The sequence below is a fragment of the Acinetobacter puyangensis genome (assembly GCF_900096995.1).
Classification (GTDB): domain Bacteria; phylum Pseudomonadota; class Gammaproteobacteria; order Pseudomonadales; family Moraxellaceae; genus Acinetobacter; species Acinetobacter puyangensis.
The window spans coordinates 68,836-85,636 of sequence record NZ_OANT01000010.1 but is presented as its reverse complement, the minus strand read 5'-3'; the positions used below and the strand labels follow the sequence as shown (position 1 = coordinate 85,636).

Annotated in this window: 17 protein-coding genes and 1 pseudogene; 5 read left to right on the top strand and 13 right to left on the bottom strand. The window is 42.2% G+C overall.

Annotated elements, in window-relative coordinates:
• Positions 1-33: 33 nt before the first annotated feature.
• From benD to benA, 4 genes are all read right to left on the bottom strand, one after another.
• Positions 34-813, bottom strand: a complete 780-nt coding sequence (benD, locus tag CRO21_RS14765; protein ID WP_097080077.1) for a benzoate diol dehydrogenase BenD — start codon at positions 811-813, stop codon at positions 34-36.
• A gap of 24 nt (positions 814-837) precedes the next feature.
• Positions 838-1,854 (bottom strand): benzoate 1,2-dioxygenase electron transfer component BenC, encoded by a 1,017-nt coding sequence (benC, locus tag CRO21_RS14760; RefSeq protein WP_097080076.1) that lies wholly within the window; start codon positions 1,852-1,854, stop codon positions 838-840.
• A 72-nt stretch (positions 1,855-1,926) separates the two neighbouring features.
• Positions 1,927-2,436 (bottom strand): benzoate 1,2-dioxygenase small subunit, encoded by a 510-nt coding sequence (benB, locus tag CRO21_RS14755; RefSeq protein WP_097080075.1) that lies wholly within the window; start codon positions 2,434-2,436, stop codon positions 1,927-1,929.
• Complete coding sequence (gene benA / locus CRO21_RS14750; RefSeq protein WP_097080074.1) at positions 2,433-3,824, bottom strand: benzoate 1,2-dioxygenase large subunit; 1,392 nt, start codon at positions 3,822-3,824, stop codon at positions 2,433-2,435. The genes benB and benA overlap by 4 nt, the downstream gene beginning before the upstream one ends.
• 261 nt (positions 3,825-4,085) lie before the next feature.
• On the opposite strand from benA, the gene CRO21_RS14745 reads away from it, so the two are divergent.
• Positions 4,086-5,012 carry a LysR family transcriptional regulator gene (locus CRO21_RS14745; RefSeq protein ID WP_097080073.1) on the top strand — a complete coding sequence of 309 codons (927 nt, stop codon included), beginning with the start codon at positions 4,086-4,088 and terminating at the stop codon, positions 5,010-5,012.
• Between the two features lie 41 nt (positions 5,013-5,053).
• On the opposite strand, the gene CRO21_RS14740 is transcribed toward CRO21_RS14745, so the two are convergent.
• The 3 genes from CRO21_RS14740 to gshA form a co-directional block, all read right to left on the bottom strand.
• Positions 5,054-5,710 (bottom strand): class I SAM-dependent methyltransferase, encoded by a 657-nt coding sequence (locus CRO21_RS14740; protein WP_097080098.1) that lies wholly within the window; start codon positions 5,708-5,710, stop codon positions 5,054-5,056.
• A 78-nt stretch (positions 5,711-5,788) separates the two neighbouring features.
• Positions 5,789-6,283 carry a disulfide bond formation protein B gene (locus CRO21_RS14735; RefSeq protein ID WP_097080072.1) on the bottom strand — a complete coding sequence of 165 codons (495 nt, stop codon included), beginning with the start codon at positions 6,281-6,283 and terminating at the stop codon, positions 5,789-5,791.
• A complete protein-coding gene (gene gshA / locus CRO21_RS14730; protein ID WP_097080071.1) occupies positions 6,274-7,893 on the bottom strand; it encodes a glutamate--cysteine ligase in 1,620 nt (539 codons plus the stop codon). The genes CRO21_RS14735 and gshA overlap by 10 nt, the downstream gene beginning before the upstream one ends.
• A 179-nt stretch (positions 7,894-8,072) precedes the next feature.
• On the opposite strand from gshA, the gene CRO21_RS14725 reads away from it, so the two are divergent.
• Positions 8,073-8,612 carry a DUF924 family protein gene (locus CRO21_RS14725; RefSeq protein WP_097080070.1) on the top strand — a complete coding sequence of 180 codons (540 nt, stop codon included), beginning with the start codon at positions 8,073-8,075 and terminating at the stop codon, positions 8,610-8,612.
• A gap of 211 nt (positions 8,613-8,823) precedes the next feature.
• Here CRO21_RS14725 and CRO21_RS14720 read toward each other — a convergent pair.
• The 4 genes and pseudogenes from CRO21_RS14720 to CRO21_RS14705 all read right to left on the bottom strand — a co-directional run.
• Positions 8,824-9,000, bottom strand: a pseudogene (locus CRO21_RS14720) (IS1595 family transposase); the annotation flags it as partial.
• 152 nt (positions 9,001-9,152) lie between these two features.
• Positions 9,153-9,539 (bottom strand): HIT family protein, encoded by a 387-nt coding sequence (locus CRO21_RS14715; protein ID WP_097080069.1) that lies wholly within the window; start codon positions 9,537-9,539, stop codon positions 9,153-9,155.
• 165 nt (positions 9,540-9,704) lie between these two features.
• Positions 9,705-10,460 (bottom strand): dienelactone hydrolase family protein, encoded by a 756-nt coding sequence (locus CRO21_RS14710; RefSeq protein ID WP_097080068.1) that lies wholly within the window; start codon positions 10,458-10,460, stop codon positions 9,705-9,707.
• A gap of 111 nt (positions 10,461-10,571) precedes the next feature.
• A complete protein-coding gene (locus tag CRO21_RS14705) occupies positions 10,572-10,730 on the bottom strand; it encodes a DUF1328 domain-containing protein (protein WP_087621123.1) in 159 nt (52 codons plus the stop codon).
• 508 nt (positions 10,731-11,238) lie between these two features.
• Between CRO21_RS14705 and CRO21_RS14700 the strand changes: the two genes are divergently transcribed.
• Positions 11,239-11,691 carry a YcgN family cysteine cluster protein gene (locus CRO21_RS14700; protein WP_097080097.1) on the top strand — a complete coding sequence of 151 codons (453 nt, stop codon included), beginning with the start codon at positions 11,239-11,241 and terminating at the stop codon, positions 11,689-11,691.
• Here CRO21_RS14700 and CRO21_RS14695 read toward each other — a convergent pair.
• Positions 11,688-12,632 (bottom strand): alpha/beta hydrolase, encoded by a 945-nt coding sequence (locus tag CRO21_RS14695; RefSeq protein WP_097080067.1) that lies wholly within the window; start codon positions 12,630-12,632, stop codon positions 11,688-11,690. The genes CRO21_RS14700 and CRO21_RS14695 overlap by 4 nt on opposite strands.
• A 151-nt stretch (positions 12,633-12,783) precedes the next feature.
• Between CRO21_RS14695 and CRO21_RS14690 the strand changes: the two genes are divergently transcribed.
• The gene (locus CRO21_RS14690) at positions 12,784-13,968 is read left to right on the top strand and encodes a PQQ-dependent sugar dehydrogenase (protein WP_228150461.1); all 1,185 of its coding nucleotides are present in this window, start codon (positions 12,784-12,786) and stop codon (positions 13,966-13,968) included.
• A gap of 161 nt (positions 13,969-14,129) precedes the next feature.
• On the opposite strand, the gene CRO21_RS14685 is transcribed toward CRO21_RS14690, so the two are convergent.
• On the bottom strand, positions 14,130-15,155 hold the full coding sequence (locus CRO21_RS14685) for an isopenicillin N synthase family dioxygenase (protein ID WP_097080095.1): 1,026 nt from the start codon (positions 15,153-15,155) through the stop codon (positions 14,130-14,132).
• Positions 15,156-15,746: 591 nt separating this feature from the next.
• Between CRO21_RS14685 and CRO21_RS14680 the strand changes: the two genes are divergently transcribed.
• Positions 15,747-16,793, top strand: coding sequence for an ABC transporter substrate-binding protein (locus tag CRO21_RS14680; protein WP_097080066.1), 1,047 nt, complete (start codon positions 15,747-15,749; stop codon positions 16,791-16,793).
• The last annotated feature ends 8 nt before the right edge of the window (positions 16,794-16,801 follow it).

Below are 16,801 nucleotides of genomic sequence, written 5' to 3'. Positions count from 1 at the left end.
GATGATCCTGTCAGGATATGTCTAAAAACAGGGTTAACCCTGATCGCCACCGCCTACAGGGATCACACTGCCTGTAATATAGGAAGATTCATCACAAGCAAGAAACAGGATTGCATTGACCTGTTCTTCAATAGAGCCATAACGTCCCATCAAGCTGCGAGCTTTGGTCTGATCCACAACCTGTTGCATCCACATGTGTTCGTCTGCACTCAGTGGTGCAGAATTACGTGGAATTTTGCGAGGCGGTGCATCGGTGCCGCCAGTTGCAATGGCATTGACACGGATCCCATGTTGGGCATGTTCAAAGGCCAGAGAAGCGGTCAGAGCATTGACACCACCTTTTGCGGCAGAATAGGGAATGCGATTGATTCCGCAGGTGGCAATTGACGAAACATTGACGATAACACCTTGTTGCTGTTTAAGCATCTCGGGCAATACGGCACGACAACCCCATAGTGTTGGAAATAGCGAACGGTTCACTTCCTTGATGATCTCCTGTTCGGAAAATTCCTGAAAAGGCTTCATCCAGATGGCACCACCGACATTGTTGATCAGTACATCAATCCGACCAAAACGTTCAATCGCCTGAGCGACCATAGTCTGTGCACCGGTATAGCTTTCCAGATCGGCATGTACACAAATACCTTGCCCTTTTCGGGACTGGATTTCAGCCAATACTTCATCGACCAGAACCGAATGATCGACCAGTACCACTTGTCCGCCTTCCTCAGCAATTTGCAGGGCTACACCACGACCAATGCCTTGTGCTGCCCCTGTAATGATGACGACTTTATCCTTAAAACGATGGTTCATCTTAAACCTCTTGGCTGTAAGCATTTAGTTGGCAGAGAACTTTTCAAACAGAAAGCTGACAGGCTGAATACCTTCACTGTCCAGCCAGCCACGTACAGCTTCCACCATTGGTACAGGGCCACACAGATAGATATCAACATCACCGCCATTTAGCCACTCATTTTCGATATGACCTGTGACATAACCTTTGCGGGCATGCTGACTATCCGGGTGAGCCACGACAGTGCGGTATTCAAACCATGAAAATTGCTCTTGCAATGCGTTTAATTTTTCGATTGCCACCAGATCGAAATCATTGGTGACACCAAAGACCAACCTCACAGGATATTGGCAGTCTTTTTCGGCAAGGGTCTGTAACATCGACAGAAATGGGGCGATGCCTGTACCGCCTGCCAGCATTAATACCGGACGGTTTACACTACGCAAATAGAAACTGCCGAATGGTCCGGTAAAGCTCATCTTATCGCCAGTTTTGGCGTGCTGGCTCAGAAACTCGCTCATCTGCCCATTGGGCACGTTACGCACCACAAAGCCTGTGAGGCGATTACCCGGTTTGGAGCTAAAAGAGTAGGAACGGGTTTCCGAGTTGCCAGGAATACCGACATTGACATACTGACCTGCCAGAAAATGAATATCAGGCTGATCCTCATCCAGTTGAATATCAAAAGTAATCGTGGAATTAGATAGGTTTTCTACACGATGTAATGTGCCTTGATAATGATGGATTTCGGTCTTGCAGACATCAGAAGAGGCCTGAATCTGAAATATTGCATCCGATGTAGGACGGCACTGACAGGCAAGGATATAGCCCTGTTCGGCTTCCTCCGGTGTAAGCGCATCTTCAATATAGCTGTCTTCCGGCATATCATAATGACCGGACTCGCAGAAGGCACGACAAGTTCCACATGCCCCATCACGGCAGTCCAGAGGAATATTGATTTTTTGGCGGTAAGCGGCATCAGATAAGGTTTCGCCCTGCGCGACGCTGATAAATCGGGTTACGCCATCTTCAAATTGAAGAGCGACATTATGATTTGACATGGCAGTCATCCTGTTACTGAAATTTTTCATGAATCAAGCCTGACCAACAGTCCGTTTGGTCAGGTGTCGTGCCTAGAGGTGATAAATATCAATCACCTGATTGATATAATCATTTTTCAGTACGACATATTTACTTAGAATTTTGGGTTGTTGGTCCGAGAAATCGATCACATAACGTGACATGCCAAAATAGCTGTAATTGGTTTTGTAGCGAAAGCTCAGCGTATTCCAGTTAAAACGTACCGTCACCTTGTCGCCATCACGTTCTACAATTTCGATATTGGCAATGTTGTGACTGGTACGTGTATCGGGCATGGTGGCGGATGAGCGTTCAGTCTTGATTCGGAACACGCGATCTTCCAGACCCTGACGATCTGGATAATAAATCAGGGAAATTTCTGCTTGTGGATCTTCGGTCAGGCGATCATCATCATCCCATGCTGGCATCCAGAAAGAAGCCTCGAGTGCATAGCATTGCAGCCAGTCTTCCCATTGCTCATCATCCAGATAACGTGCTTCACGATATAAAAACTGAGCCACTTGCTCTAGACTGATATTATTGAGTGTAGTCGCAGCATTCATGCAATTTCTCCCAGACCTTGATGTTCTGCAAGTTCTTTTTCGGCAGCAATGGCATGTTTCATTGAGCTTAACCAGTATTGATGCTGGGCAAGGTATAAGCCCTCATCTTCGGTTTTAATTCCGCTGAGCATCGGTTTTAAACCAATTTCATTGGCTGCATCATCAGGACCATAGACCCAGTGTTTTGAGCCACGGCACATATCGTTCCATTCCAGTTCAATTCCGGCATAGCCTGCCTGACAGGCACGAAATTCCTCCAGATCATCTGGTGTTGCCATACCAGAGGCATTAAAGAAATCCTCATACTGGCGGATACGACGGGTACGTGCGTCTGGTGCTTCGCCTTTTGGTGCGATACAGTAAATCGTGACTTCAGTTCTATTGACACTTAACGGACGCAGGACACGAATTTGTGAGCCAAATTGATCCATGATGTAAACATTGGGGTATAGGCATAAATTACGGGAACGTTCTACAATCCACTTGGCCGTGGCTTCACCGAATTTCTCGGTATATTCCTCATAACGGGCATAGTTTGGACGGTCTTCCGGATTTGCCCATTGTGTCCAGAGCAGCATGTGACCATGTTCAAAACCATAGCAGCCACCGCCCTGTTTGCCCCAGCCACCTGCACTCATGGCACGGATATTATCCTGTGCCTGTTTTTCCTTGCGTTGTTGTGTGGTTGCAGCATAGTTCCAGTGAACAGCAGAAACGTGGTAACCGTCGGCACCGTTTTCAGCAGTCAGTTTCCAGTTACCTTCATAGGTATAGGTAGAAGCACCACGTAATACTTCCAGACCATCTTCGGATTGATCAACAATCATATCAATGATTTTGCCGGCTTGGCCCAGGAACTGTTCCAGTGGTGGAACATCAGGATTTAGACTACCGAACAGAAAACCCTTGTAGTTCTCAAAACGTGCCACTTTTTTGAGATCGTGCGAACCATCCTTGTTAAAGCAGTCAGAATAACCTGCATCGGTCGGGTCTTTAACTTTAAGCAATTTTCCTGAGTTGTTAAATGTCCAGCCGTGGAATGGGCAGGTATAAGTGGCTTTATTGCCACGTTTGTAACGGCATAGTTGTGCACCACGATGGGAGCAGGCATTGATCATGGCATTGAGTTCGCCATTACGATTACGGGCAATGATGATTGGCTGGCGACCAATATAGGTGGTGTAATAATCGTTGTTATTCGGGATCTGGCTTTCATGAGCCAGATAGACCCAATTGCCTTCAAAAATATATTTCATCTCAAGATCAAACAAGGCTTGATCAGTAAAGACTGAGCGATGCAGTTTAAATTCACCGGTTTCGATATTATCTACCAGTAACTCATCAATACGGTCAAGATGGCTGGTATTAATTACAGGAATACGTGGCATGTCCGTTCTCCGACTTTCCAAATGGGGAAGTCACCAGACCGATATCCTGTGAGATGTGGTCTGGTTCCTCAGTGTAGGGTTAATCATCCATATACATCCGAAATACACTGTTGGCTTGCTGCTGTCCTATCAGCTTGCGACGTTGTCGTGCTTTTATCGCTATGGATCACTTTTATCTTGTATATACCTTAAAAGAATGATTAAACTGTGTCTAAGACTGAATTTATATTTTTTTATACTTTAAAGGTATGGAGATGTGTCATGGAATTAAGACACCTCAGATATTTTGTGGCGGTAGTGGAAGAACAAAGCTTTACCAAGGCGGCGGAAAAGCTTTTTATTGCTCAGCCACCGCTTAGCCGACAGATTCAAAATCTGGAAAATGAGCTTGGAATACAATTATTTGAACGTGGTAGCCGACCATTGCAGACCACTCCCGCAGGACAATTTTTTTATCAGCATGCCGTCAAACTTTTGTCGAATGCGGAAGAAATAAAATCCATGACCAAACGTATTGGCTCACTGGATCGGGTGATTACCATGGGTTTTGTGGGTTCTTTACTTTATGGTTTATTGCCACGCATTGTATTTTTATATCGGCAATTGCAACCGCATTTGCAGGTACAACTGGTAGAAATGAACACCACTGAACAAATTCAGGCATTGAAAGAAGGAAAAATTGATGTTGGTTTTGGGCGTTTAAGAATTAGTGATCCTGCCGTGCGCCGTTTTATGTTACGTGAGGAAGCATTAATGGTGGCAGCACATTCCCGTCATCCCATTGCCAAACGAACCGAAGGCGTTCATCTGACCGATATTGTCGATGAGGATATGTTTTTATATCCCAATACACCTCAGCCGAATTTTTCGACGCAAGTGCTGTCGATTTTTTCTGAATCTGGACTTGAACCCAGAAATACCAAAACTGTGCGGGAAATTCAGCTGGCCTTGGGGCTGGTGGCGGCAGGCGAGGGGATTTGTGTGATTCCACGTAGTGCCGATACCATACGTTTTCCGCATTTACACTATATCCCGATTCTCGATTCGACTGCGGTGAGTCCGATTTTTTTGACTATACGCAATCTTGATGAAAGTGAAGAAATCCGTATCTTATTTGATTGTATTTATCAGGTGTATGATTTAGAAGGAATTCCTTATCAGCGTAAGATTTTTAAAGCAGAATCCTAAAGTTAAACATTGCTGTCAGGCATTATATGTACCTCGAAACTTTATTTTTTGAGAGTAACCGTAATAAACTCACGTTTAACCAGATCACCCATTTTACTTTTTACCACATCCTGTTGTGTTGAATAGGTCTTAATCTGAAAAGCGGTTTGACCAACCAGATGCTCTAACTTTTCTAGATCATAGAGTTCAAAGTCGTATTGGGTAAATGGCAATTGTTGCATAAAGTCTTTTTGTGCAAAGGTCAGGTTGAGCAAACCATGTGGTTTTAACACCCGATATAATTCATTTAAAAGTGCGACAGGTTGTTGCCAGAAATACAGGGTATTGACGCTAAAAATACGGTCAAACTGTTGTGCGGAAAAGTTCAGCTTTAAACCATCATAAAGTAGAAATTCAGCGTGTTGCTGTGTAATAAAGGATTGGTTTAAACGGATGGCTTCTTGCTGCATTAAAGCGGAAATTTCTAGCCCGGTATAGTGCAACTCGTCCTGCTGAGCCAGTAAATGTGCCAGATGGCCACAGTTACCATGTCCCAACTCTAAAATACTTTGATGCTGTTTAAGATCTAGGCAGGCAATACTGTGTAAGGTCATGGCAATATTGGTCTGATTCATCATTTCTGCCATTTCAATGCCTTTTGATCCTTGCGGATTGCGAAGCTGGGCAGCGATTTCTTTGACTAGCGTTTCATCGTTCATATTCTTGTGCTCTTTGGTTTCTTTTTCTGTTGTAATAGCATCAGGCGCAAAAAAATAGGTTTGCACCTGATAATACAGTTATTTATATTTTCTAAACAGTTGCCATAGATTGATCAATAGTAAAGCGGCAAAGAACAGTAACGACCAAAATGGCAAGGACTGGCCTAGAAATGACCAGTCAATTTCAGCACATTCACCAGAACCGGTAAGCACTTGCTGCAAGACCTGTTTAAAGGGTAAAGCTTCTACCAGATAATTCAGTCCGGGACCACAAGAAGGCACCTGATCTTTTGGCAAATGTTGTAACCAAACATGCCGTGCAGCTACACCAGCCGACCAGCCAATGGCCAAGCTGGAAAAGAGTGCATAACCACGTTTTAGCCATGATTTTCTAGGATTATGCAGCAGGGCGATTAACGCAATCAAGCCCATGGCAATAAGGCCGACACGCTGGAAAATACAGAGCGGACAAGGATTGAGACCTTGTACATGCTCCAAATAAAGAGCAAAAGATATGCCGACAATACTACCTATGAGCAGTAAGGCATTAACCACACGATAGCTTAGCTGCATTGTTTTTTCTCCGCCCCAAGATGATGGGGCAAATTACGATAGGGTCTTAAATATTCATAAAAACTGGGTTGAGGTTGAGATTCCAATAACTGTTGTTGTTGGCGGGAATCTTGTACCGCTTGTTCAAGTTGTTGCAAGGTCACCTGATCAAGATCATGATTGGCATAAAATGATTTATATTGTTCTGCCAGATGAGCACCAAAATTCCAAGTACCACCGAATGTTGTGGTCTGTTTTAGCATTTGTGCGGAAAGGGTTTGATCAACATCATTACAGCGTTGTTGCATCAATTCAATTGCCGTTGTATATAAATGTGTATCATGCGCTTGGTCCAGCAACTTGGCAAAACTTTGCATCTGATTTAAATGTTGAACAATCCAGTCGTGGAAATTCACTTGACCCTGTGGTGTGTCAATACTTAAATCACGACTACGACCTGTATTAACAATATTCGCCTGATTTTGATCAATGATATCCTGCTCCTGTTCGGAGATGTCCGGACTATCACTCATCAAACAATATAGCGCCAATACTTCTAAAAATGCGGCACTGTCCGAACTAATCCCGATCGGACTATAGGGGTTAACGTCGACAGCACGTAATTCGACATAGGCGACGCCGCGCGCTTCTAATGCCTGTGATGGCGTTTCATCGCCCTGAGGTGGCTGTTTTGGACGGATCAAACTGTAATATTCATTTTCGATCTGCAAAATATGATCATTGATCTGAATCGGATTACCACGGACATCGTCCAGTCCTAATGCTTGAAATGCGGGATAAGGCGTATGAATCGCATTATGCATGCCTTGCAAATAGCCGGGTAGATCGTTGTAATGAATACCGAGCGCACGTTGCGCAGAGTTTTGATAACCCAGACGCCCCATTCGTAAAGCCGTTGCTTCAGGTAAATATAAAGTGCCTGCAATTAATGGCTGTAGATTGTGCTCACGACCAGTGACAAAGCAGCGACAGACGGTTGGACTGGCACCTAGCAGATACATCACCATGGGAATATTACGAATAAAATTACGAATCAAACCAAAATAACGATGACTGCGATAATCTTGCAAACTGAGCTGTTTTAATGCGCCATCATTTTCTTGTTGTTGTAGTTGCTTAAATAGTGGGTCTGGAAACGACACATTATAATGCACTCCGGAAATGGTTTGCATCCGGCGACCATAGCGAATCGCCAAGCCATGACGATATAAGGTTTTGAATTTGCCAATATTGGAACTGCCATATTGTGCAAGCGGAATATTGTCTTCTTCACGATCTAGCATACAGGGCATGGACAGGGACCATAAACTTTCACCTTCCGGCAATTGGCGGTAAGTGAATGCATGTAAATCCTGTAAAAAATCTAATGCTTCCGGAATGCTGCGCTTGGGCGGTGTAATAAACTCTAATAAAGCTTCCGAATAATCGGTCGTGATATAAGGGTGGGTTAGTGCTGCACCTAAGCCATCAGGATGCGGTTGCTGGGATAAAAAACCATTGGCCTGCATTCGCAAACTCTCACGCTCGATCCCACGTAACATGCCTTGCAGTAATGAAGGTTGGAGCCATGTTGGCAATTGTAATGTGGAAGCGTTTAAAGGCTCACTCATATAGTCACTCTTATCAAATTTGATACTGTATAAACATAAACAGCAAATAGATGCTTATGATAACAAGCTATTGAATCGTTATGCATAAATGCAGACAAGTTTTTAACACAAACTGATGCTATTAAACACTGCGGATTTGTGATTTTATACAAATAATGCGAAATAGGGCAGAAAAAATAATGAATGCACAAGATGTACTGGATTTCTGGTTTGATCAAGAACAACAGTCTTTATGGTTTGTAAAATCAGATGATTTTGATCAACTGATCCGCACACAATTTACCGAAACCCATAAACGCGCGACGTTGGGTGAGTTATGGTCATGGCGAAATGATGTTGAAGGACGACTGGCAGAAATTATTGTGCTGGATCAGTTTTCCCGTAATCTTTTTCGTGGTCAGGCCGCATCTTTTGCCTATGATGCAATGGCACTTGCGTTGGCGCAGGAAACGATTTCCTTAAGGCTTGATCAACAGCTTAACCCACTGCAACGAAAATTTTTATATATGCCCTTTATGCACAGTGAATCATTATATATTCATGAGTTTGCACTTAAATTATTCCAGCATCTGGGTGATGAATCCAGTCTGGATTTTGAAAAAAAGCATAAAGTCATTATCGAACGCTTTAGTCGTTATCCACATCGTAACGAAATTCTAGGGCGAGTTTCCACACCGGAAGAAATCGAATTTTTAAAGCAACCGAATAGTGGGTTTTGAGCTGTAAGTTTTAAAAAACATTCTGTTTCTATATACTAAGACGTTTGAGAAGGAAGAAATGTACACTTTAAAATGTAATTTTATGTAAAAATAATAATAAATTATTAAAATAAAACAATATTTATATATGAAAAATTTTTATTAATCGGTTTGTTTCTAAACAATTTAGACTTAATGCAATCTCTTAAAATGGGGGCTGTAGTAGATAAGGTTAAATTGCTGTCCAAATTAGCAAAATCGTAAGTTGCTCTTTTGGACTTCCATAGTTAAATCTAAACTCACATTCTTTAATAAACAATGGAAAGACATTTCGGTCAATACCGTTATATTTTCGAAGAATCCGCTTAGCCTGATTCCAGAAATTTTCAACGCCATTAATATGATTTTTTTCCAGCAACTGCCAAGGCAAGTTTATATATTCATCTGAGTAGAATGGGGCTATTGATCATATTTTTTTGAATTGCGACTTGTCAAATACATCTTGCTTATGACGGCTAAAGTATTCAACAAGTCTTTGGTGGGGAGGTAGGTGCTTCTTTCTTAATGGGGGGATTCGCTAATCACACCCCAACGTTGATCTAAGTGTACTAATTGATTGGAGTAACGTGGAATAATATAAATGTGCAAGTGATCAATACGCTGATTGGCAACGTGTCCATCGCTAAAACCGACATGGAAACCATCGGGCTGATAGAGCAGTTTTAATTGATTACGTGCTAATTCAAGCAGGGTGACTAGACTTTTACGTTCTTTGTCACTCACTTCAAAAAAAGAAGAAATATGACGACGTGGGATTACCAAACTATGTCCTTTAGACACTGGATTATCATCATAAATGACTAAACCAAAATCATTCTGATAAAGAATATCTGCTTCGTCAACCTGACAAAATGGGCAGTTTATAGAATCTTCCTTAGCGTGCGTCATAATATGCCTCATGTCGCTATTTTATTGAATTATGAATAGATATAAAAAACAAAGGCAAAAAGGGCAATGACTTTCAGGCTTAAATTGTAAGCTAATGCAAAGTTGTATAATTACTGAAATAGCTGCATTGCCCAGTACGATATTTCATGCAATATTAGGGGGTATTTATTTTAAAACACGATCCAGTAAGGCATAGGTGGCATCAAAAGATTGTGATTCTGCCAATGGATTATAACCAAGATCAACCCCATTCTTACGTGCATTTTCATCTGCTGCGGGATTACTAAAGCCGTGTTTTGCATTCGGATAGATATCAACGCGATAGTTTACCTCAGCATGATCCAGCTCCTGTTTAAATTGCTCCACATCATCAAGGCTTACCATACTGTCATCGTGGCCATGTGAAACCAGCACTTCAGCGTTGAAGTGTCCTTTCTGTGCAGGTGTCTGCGTACTTAAATTGGCATGAAATGTGGCAACTGCCTGAATATTCGCTCCAGAACGTGCCAGATCCAGTGCAACTTTACCGCCATAACAAAATCCAATGGCGGCAATTTTTGCAGCATTGACTTCGGGTTGCGCGCTCAAAGTGTTTAAGGCAGCCGTCGCACGATCGACAATGGTATCCGGTTCATCAAACGTTGCACTCATATAAGCATTGGCTGTTTTGGCATCTTCAGCTACTTTTTTATCGCCATACATATCAATGGCAAATGCTGCATAACCATGTTCAGCAAGCTCACGGGCGCGCTTTTCAATATAGTCATTGCGGCCCCACCATTCTGGAAAGACCAATACAGCCGGCAGCTTATTTTTACCCTCAGGATAGGCCAGATACCCGATCAGGCTTTGACCTTTTGAATCTGTGTAGGAGATTTCACGGATGATAATTTCAGGTGTGGTTGTTGCTTGATTAACCATTACTTTTCCCTAATGTATTGCTTTAGATTTATTACATTTAGTTATAACGAATAACATATAAAAAAGGCAATCTTTCGATTACCTTTTATGTTTAAAAATGTTGGCAAATGGCTAAACTTTACCGCGGGAAATAAAGCCAATGATAAATAATACCACAGCCACCACGAGGAAAATCACTGCAAAATCTTTGGATAATCCCGCTACACCACCAAAACCTAAAAAGCTTGCAATCAGTGCAATGACTGCAAAGATAATCGCCCAACGAAACATAATCTCTCTCCCTTAATATATGGGTCTGTTGACATTTCATAAATGGATTGCGTTGTCGGCTAAAATTTCTTCAGACTAGGCATGAAACGCAGGTAATGGTGGTTCCATTAACAAGTTTCATAACGATGTATGGGGGAATTTTAGCCACAACCCTTCGGGACAGGGTCGTTTTTTGACACTACTGCGTTATGAATAGTTCATTTAGAATCACTAAATTTCACTATTCCTGCCTTGTATTGCCTAAAAAACGGCCGCTGTCGCAAACATAGACGAAGTGTCAGCAGACCCTGTTTATCATTTGATAATACTGAAAATTTTTAAAATGAATGTAAAGAATCTATGTGATTTAAGAATGTTATGTGTGTTATTTGTTCAGTTTAATTTTATCTTGTGATTGTATCAATCTGGCTACAATGCTTTGTGGTCGGGCATTGTTGTGTTGAGGAGATAAAATTCACAGCCAAAAAATGTTACAATCATGATAATTTTAACAAATGATTTGCCAGCTATGAGAAATGATCTACGCCCGCAATTTTGGCAAAAATTTAGCATTGATGAACTCAATCATGCTGAATGGGAAGCCTTGTGTGATGGTTGTGGTTTATGTTGTCTGGTGAAACTTGAAGATGCCGAAACTGAGGAAGTCGCTTATACCAAGGTGGCGTGTAAATTATTAGATTGTCAAACCGCTGCATGCAGTGATTATGTGCATCGTAAACAGCATGTGCCGGATTGTATTCAACTGACACCAGCATTGCTCAAACAGATTAAATGGTTACCCTCAACTTGTGCCTATCGCAGAGTCTATGAAGGCAAAGATTTACCACGCTGGCATTATCTGATTTCCGGTGATCAACAAAGTGTGATTAAAGCCAAAAAATCGGCAGCAAAACGCTGTATTTCCGAAACACAAATCCATGAAGACGATATTGAAGATTATATCGTGCGCTGGGTCCGTTAATCAGACGGTGTGAAGCCGGACTCAGCCAGTTTAAATGCCAGATTAATGGCTGGAAACATGGCTTCAAAATGCGTGACCTGAGCAATCTCAAAGGTTTTAACGTCTAATCCCTTTATGTTTTTAAGTTTATCGGCCAGTTGTACAATATCTGATGCAGTGTGCCGATCTGTGGTTTGAACCCGTTTTTCAAGTTCCAGTTCACCCACGGATAACCATAAAGTCTTGTTGATGTGTTTCTGTTTGAATTGGTTTGTAAACTTTTCTGCCTGTGTCTTGATGGCAAAATCATTCCACCAGATTGCAGGGCTGGCAGCAACATAATTTTGAAAAGATTCAGGATGGTTTAAAAACGTATAGAGGGTAAATAATCCCCCATAAGAATGACCAAACAAGGTTTGCTGTTCATGATTGATTTGATAATGCTGCGCAATGACAGGTTTTAATTGTTGCTGGATAAATTGATAAAATTGTTCTGCGCCGCCTTGTGGATAAGGCGATGCAGGACGGTCAGGATGTTGTTGTAATATACCCTTAAATGGTGGTGTATAGTCAAAGGTTCGGGACTTGACATCAATTGTTCCATCAATCGGATAACCAATGGCCACCACTACAGGCGGGACTTTCTTGTTACGTTGATAGCCAAATTCTATCGACTGCGCTATCACCGAAGCATAGGGAAATGCAGCATTACCATCGAGTAAATAAACAACAGGATAGCCAGCTTTGGGGGCAGGTACTTTAGGTTTAAATACCTGAATTAAATACTGTTGTTGATTGATGGGCTTGGTCAGGGCGAATTGCTGATTTTGTTTGGCACCTGCCAGAGGGATTTGTTGCTGAATCTCAACCTGCTGTGGATTCGCATGTGTTATCGATGCCGTGTTGAGTAGCAAAATTGAATAAAAGATCAGAAATAAGCTATGGAATTTTTTAGACGGCATGATGGGAAAATAAATAAAAAGAAGCTGGCTATAAATATAACATAGCAAAAATAAAAGTTTGCTTTTGCTTCATTTTGAAACAAAACAGGTCTATTTAATGCTTGGGTTTTTCCGATATGCTTAAAAATAAATCAATATCGAGGGACAGGACATGATGCGATTAAATCAAAAGTCAAAGCGTAAATTAAGCCAAAAGCATATTCCTGCCGTTATATTGAGCAGTATCTTGTTATGGGCATGTACTTCGCCCACACAACCGACTACTGCCGCAGAATCCAATCCATCTTCATCACAAAAGATTCAACAGGGATTTAAAACTGAAAAAATTGCAACATTCAATGAACCCTGGGCATTGACCAATTTGCCCGATGGTCGATTATTGGTCACTGAACGTGCCGGAAAACTGATTATATTTGATCCTGCAAGCAAGGAAAAACTTAATGTTCTGGGTGTGCCCAAAGTGGCCTATGGCGGACAAGGTGGATTGGGCGATATTATTCTTCATCCGCAATTTGCCAGTAATCACTGGATTTATCTAAGCTATGCCGAACAAGGACAGGGCGGCTATGGCGCAAAAGTTATTCGTGCCAAACTGGATTTATCCAATACCAAACAGCCGCGGTTACTGGATGAAAAAGTGATTTGGCAGCAAGTGCCAAAAGTCTCCGGACAGGGACATTATGGGCATCGGATGTTATTTGGAAACGACGGAAAACTCTGGATTGCTTCGGGTGAACGCCAGCATTTTGATCCAGCGCAGGATATGCAATCCAATCTGGGTAAGATTTTACGTCTGAATGAGGACGGAACACCAGCCGAAGGTAATCCGTTTGCTGCAAAAGGGGGCGTAACTGCACAAATCTGGTCCCTTGGACATCGTAATCCTCTGGGAATCGCCATTGATAAAGATCAGCAATTATGGGTGGTGGAAATGGGGCCAGAAGGTGGCGATGAACTTAATTTGATTCGCAAAGACACAAATTATGGGTATCCACTGGTTTCCGAGGGCAATCATTATGGGGGTAAACCTATTCCCAATCATGATACTCGACCAGAATTTCAGGCCCCTGATATCAGCTGGACTCCGGTTATTTCACCTTCTAGTCTGATCATTTATTCCGGCAAACAATTTCCAAAATGGCAAAATAAGGCAATGATTGGCGGATTATCTTCCAAAGCGATTGTAGTGGTAGATTTAGCAACAAAACCAGTGCAGGAAGTGCAACGTATTGATATGCGCGAGCGAATTCGTGGACTGCTACAGGCTTCTGATGGCGGAATCTGGGTCATTGAAGATGGTAAAAATGGTCAGTTATTAAAATTAACTGCAAATTAAGTATTTATACGAGATGAAAAAAGAGTTACTTCGGTAATGCCAAAGGGATCATGGGTGGGGGAGAAATACCCATGATCCTTTAAAAAGCCCTTTAAAAAAGCTATTTAGAAAGTCTTTAAAAATAAATGACTTAAAATCAACGATTCAAGATCATACCGGAATCAGTATTTGCCGGAAAAATTGGCACTGACCCGTTGTTTTAAATAGTCTTTGGCGCTAATGGCCGGATATTTACGGTTTGGACCTTCAATCATGACATCTTCATTGGCTTGACAGAAAAATGCCAGACTATAACGTGCACCTTGATATTCATGGGCTTCCGGATTTTTGACCCGATGGAAATTGGATGGCAGAACATCATCACTCCAGCGTGTCAGCATATCGCCAATATTACAGGTGATCACGTCATTACGTGGGGTAATACTGGTCCAAGCCTGATCTTCCATATCTTTACCAGGGCAAACCTGCAAACCGCCTTGACCTTCACGCTGGAACAATAAAGTCAGGCAGTCAAAGTCGGTATGTGCACCTGCACGCCATAAACCTAACTGATCTTTTAATGCCGGATCAATGGCATAGTAATGCAACATACGCAAGGTACTTTGATAACTCTCTTGTTCTGGATCATGAGCATGGCTAAAGAAATCCTCGGCAAAGCCCATTTTATAGGCAAAACAGGATAAAATTTGCATCCCTACAGTCCAGCATTTACCTTCAAAATCCAGCATATCCTGTTTGAATTTAGGCAATTCCTGTTCTGAAGGCCAGAGATCGCTCATACGTGGTCGGGTGATTTGATAAGATTCTTTTTGATCGGCAGTTTTGGTTGAAGGACGGATCTGGGCACGGCTTTCCCAACCTGAGTTACGGCTGAGTGGATACTGTGCCTTTATGTCCTGTGGCAGTGCAAAGAATTTCTCTGTCATGGCAAAGGCATGATCGATGTCTGCCTGTGGAATGCCATGATTTACCACCTGAAAAAAGCCAATTTCTATGGCTGCATTCCAGAGTTGATCGGCAATTTCATATTTGCGTTGTTCAAAATCTGATAGGTCGATGATGCGGACTTCACGCTCGGTTTCTTTACCCATGGATCCCATACGGGATTCCTTGTTGAGCTCGTCCAAGCTGTAGCTTTCTGATTGATTTTGTTGAAAATCTGGAGAGAGGGTGTTTGAGCTGTTCATGGTATTTTCCTGCATTGGTACAATCAAGGTTGTGACCCAAAATGCAAAAGCACCAAGCGGTATTTCGGGTCACGTCTCATTAAGGAAAGTTTGTCCATCTCATGATGGCAAATAGACTTTCCCAATGGAGCAATGACCCACATTCAAATGATCCAAGACATCATCTGAATGTTGAACGCTTATACTCGTTCTCATATTTTAAGCAAAGTTTATGCCATATTATTTCTTTAAGTCAGCTATGTTTTTGCACCATTTTAAAGCGAAAAGGCGGTTTTAGAGGAAGATATGCTGGTTATCTATTCAATAAAATAACCAAGAACCACATACATGGTCAAAAAACAAAGTAAATAGATAGGATTAAGAGATAAAAACAAAGATTGGCACAAGCCTTGCATAATCCCTAGTGAGCATAAGCGGTTAGTATATGGTGCTACAAAAAGCACATATGCGGGACATTGCTCTGCAGCGTTAAGCTGTCCTCAATACGGGGATAAAGCAAGTCTATTGCTTTGCAGAGAATGTGTGAATGTGAATGCATCTCCCCCGATATTGAGACAAGGTCTTGGTTAAGTCAGCTCTAGGGGGCACTCAATGAATATCCGCTCAAATCTTTCTCGAACATTTCTATTTTCTTCTGCTGTCGTATTATCTGCCTCCGCTTTGGTGGGGTGTAGCAAGCCGACCGAACAACAAGCCGCAACACCATCAGAAAGTGAAGCACAAAAACCATTAGATCAAATCACACTGACCACCTCATGGTATCCACAAGCAGAACATGGCGGTTTTTATCAGGCGGCAGCTACGGGTATTTATAAACAATATGGTCTGGAAGTGACCATCAAGCAAGGTGGACCACAGGTCAACGGTATGACGTTATTGCTGGCTAAAAACACCGATATCATTATTAATTACGATTTACAAGTATTAAAAGGCATAGAACAGGGTTTTCCGATCAAAGCGATTGCCACTTCTTTTCAGTATGATCCGCAAGGCATTATCACCCATGGTGATGTCAATAGTTTGGCAGATTTAAAGGGTAAAACCATTCTGGTCTCAACCAGCGGACAAACCAGCTGGTGGCCGTGGTTAAAAGCAAAATATAATCTGAATGATGGTCAGGTACGTCCTTACACCTTTAATTTACAACCATTTTTGGCAGATAAAAATATTGCGCAACAAGGCTATGCCACTTCTGAAGTTTTACCTGCCAAGAAAGCTGACCCAGACAGTAAATTCTTTTTATTCGCGCATGATGGTTATCCAGCTTATGGTGGCACATTGGTGACTCGTGATGATGTGATTGCTAGCAAACCTGATGTGATCAAACGCTTTGTTGAAGCATCTGCAGAGGGTTGGAAAAGCTATCTGGAGAACCCTGCACCTGCCAACGCTATTATTAAGAAAGAAAATCCACAGATGACGGATGAAGTACTGGCATTTGCATTAGATCAAATCAAAGCGTTAAAACTGGTGACTGGTGGTGATGCAGAAACCAGTGGCATCGCTGTCATGACTGAGGCGCGCTGGAAAGCCACCCGGGATATGATGGTTACTTCCGGATTACTTGAAGATAAAACCGACTGGAAAAAAGCCTTTACCTTACAGTTCGTTCCGCCCGCAATTAAATCGGTGAAATAAACGAGCAG